The organism is Ilumatobacter sp. (assembly GCF_049588435.1).
Taxonomy (GTDB): Bacteria; Actinomycetota; Acidimicrobiia; order Acidimicrobiales; family Ilumatobacteraceae; genus Ilumatobacter_A.
This window is the reverse complement of sequence record NZ_JBAVYV010000055.1, coordinates 1-2,522: the sequence shown is the minus strand read 5'-3', so window position 1 is coordinate 2,522 and position 2,522 is coordinate 1. Positions and strand designations below refer to the sequence as shown.

General features: G+C 62.4%; 2 protein-coding genes. Both read left to right on the top strand.

Annotated features, from left to right (window positions below):
* A partial coding sequence (locus tag WBV89_RS01930; protein WP_423979654.1) for a transposase occupies positions 1–655 on the top strand: 655 nt, incomplete at its 5' end.
* Positions 656–1,080: 425 nt separating this feature from the next.
* Positions 1,081–2,358, top strand: a complete 1,278-nt coding sequence (locus WBV89_RS01925; RefSeq protein WP_423979653.1) for an IS256 family transposase — start codon at positions 1,081–1,083, stop codon at positions 2,356–2,358.
* The last annotated feature ends 164 nt before the right edge of the window (positions 2,359–2,522 follow it).

Genomic DNA, 2,522 nt, shown 5'->3' with positions numbered 1-2,522 from the left:
GGTCCGCTATCGACGCAAGCTGTCCCAGCTCCGCGCCGGGTTGAAAACCCAAGTGCATGCAGTGATTGGCAAGGAGGGTTTGATTCCGCCGGTGAAGCATTTGTGGGGCCCGGGAGGCAAACAGTGGCTCGACGACACCCACATGACTGCTGCGTTCGAGGACCGGCTCCGATCACTGCGTCGACTGATCAAGACCTATGACCATGAGATCGTGCGCCTCGACGCCCGCATCGCCGGCGTGTTCAAGGGGCATCCGGGCTATGAGACGATCCAGCAGATCCACGGAGTCGGCCCGGTGTTCGCGGCGATCTTCGTCGCGGAGATCGGTGACGTCACCCGTTTCGACAACGCCCGCCAGATCTCGTCGTGGGCCGGGATGACGCCACGACATCGCGAGTCCGACACCGTCACCCATCGCGGCGCGATCACCAAACAAGGCCCGCGGCTGGTGCGGTGGGCGGCGGTCGAAGCCGTGTCGAGGAACCACACGATTCCACCGATCCATGACATCTATGTCCGTGTCGGTCAGCGGCGCGGAGTGAACAAGGGCCGTGTCGCGGCGGCCCGAAAGCTCCTCACGCTTGTCTTCTACGGGATGCGCGATCTCGAGGTTCGATGCCTCGACATTGCGCACCCGACAACAGAAGCTGCGTGACCCTGGCGGACGCGGTCAGCTGACTGCGAGCTCGGTATCGGCAGGGCTTCCCACCGAGGGACAGCCGACTATGTGATTGAGCCCAGCAACTGGCCTTGGCCCGACAGCTCCATGCCCTCGTCGCTCGAAACGGCGCGGGGCGAAGGGATGGCTCAGCACCCCACAGGGCGTGCCGCTCCCACTGGCGAGCAATCTGGAGACGGTCGACCGCACCACCGCCACGAACACCAACCCGACGAACACCCACCTCGAACCCGACGACGGACGGGTTCGATTTCGACGCGCCCACAACCCCACTCCCAGCACCGAAAATCCCTGCTTGACAAACCAACACTCTTGGGATGGGACTGTGGATTTGTGTGTGTAAGTGGGGTGGTCCTGGCTGGTCCGCGTGTTGATCGCGTGGGCCCGGAAGGATCATTCTGATGACTATCGATATTGAACACGACGAGACGGTGGGGTCGCCGCCGGAAGGGCTCGACGAGATTGCTGCGGCGCTTGTTGCTCAGGCCCGAGCAGACGGCGTCGCGTTGACCGGCGATGGCGGACTGCTGTCGGGTCTGATCGGCAGGGTGCTCGAAGGAGCACTCGATGTCGAGATGACCGATCACGTCGGCTATCAACCCCACGCAGCCGAAGGCCGCGGTTCTGGAAACTCGAGGAACGGGACCTATCCGAAAACGGTACGCACCGAGATTGGTGACGTTCCGATTTCGGTGCCCCGCGATCGCAACGGCACCTTCGAGCCGGTCACGGTGCCGGTCGGCCAACGTCGGCTATCGGGCCTTGATGACATGGTGGTGTCGCTGTATGCGAAAGGGCTCACTACTGGTGACATCGCAGCGCACCTGGACGACATCTACTCGACCTCGATTGATCGCTCGACGATCTCTCGGATCACCGACCGGATCATTGCGGACATGGAATCGTGGCAATCGAGGCCGCTCGACGCGATCTACCCGGTGATCTTGATCGATGGGATCCGGATCAAGATCCGCGACGGTCACGTCACGAACCGGACCGTGTACGTCGCGATGGGCATCAACATGGACGGCGAACGCGATGTGCTCGGACTGTGGGTCGGCCCGACCGGCGGCGAAAGCGCGAAGTATTGGCTCGGCGTGCTCACCGAACTCCGCAACCGTGGCGTCAACGACGTGTTGGTGATGTGCTGCGACGGGTTGAAAGGTTTGCCGGACTCCGCACGCGCCGTCTGGCCGCTCGTTGATGTCCAGCTCTTTGTTGTGCACCTCGTCAGGAACTCGTTGCGCTACGCATCGAAGAAACACTGGCCGGCCGTCACCAGGGGTCTGAAGGGGATCTACACCGCGCCGAGCCTCGACGCGGCCACCGACCGGTTCGAAACGTTCGCTGGCGAGTGGGAACCGATCTACCCGGCAATGATCAAAGCCTGGCGAGATGCCTGGGACGACTTCGTTCCGTTCCTCGAGTTCCCAGTCGAGCTCCGCCAGATCGTGTACACGACAAACTCGATCGAGAGCTTGAACGCCCGGTTCCGCAAAGCAGCGGTCCGACGCGGGCACTTCCCGACCGAGGACGCAGCGCTCAAGGTGCTGTATCTGACAGCGATCGAGAGGAGAAAGAACCGGACCAACCCGACCGGGCGGATCAACGGCTGGAAAGCCATCCTGAACGCCCTCACCATCCACTACCACGGCCGCATCACGGCCGCGACACAATGAACACGACCACGCTGCTTACACACATGATGCAGCAGTCCCGCGAACACATCTAGCTGTACTCGGTCATGACGTTGGCAACAGTTGGCTGATGGTGTTTGACCTTTGAGTCCGTGGTGTCGCCGAGATGCCCAGCCCTGAACGAGGATGGCCCGCTGAGATGGGCG

What these genes read in the sequence shown, in the direction of transcription:
- WBV89_RS01925 (WP_423979653.1), top strand. Translation starts at nt 1,081, where the DNA reads ATGACTATCGATATTGAACACGACGAGACGGTGGGGTCGCCGCCGGAA.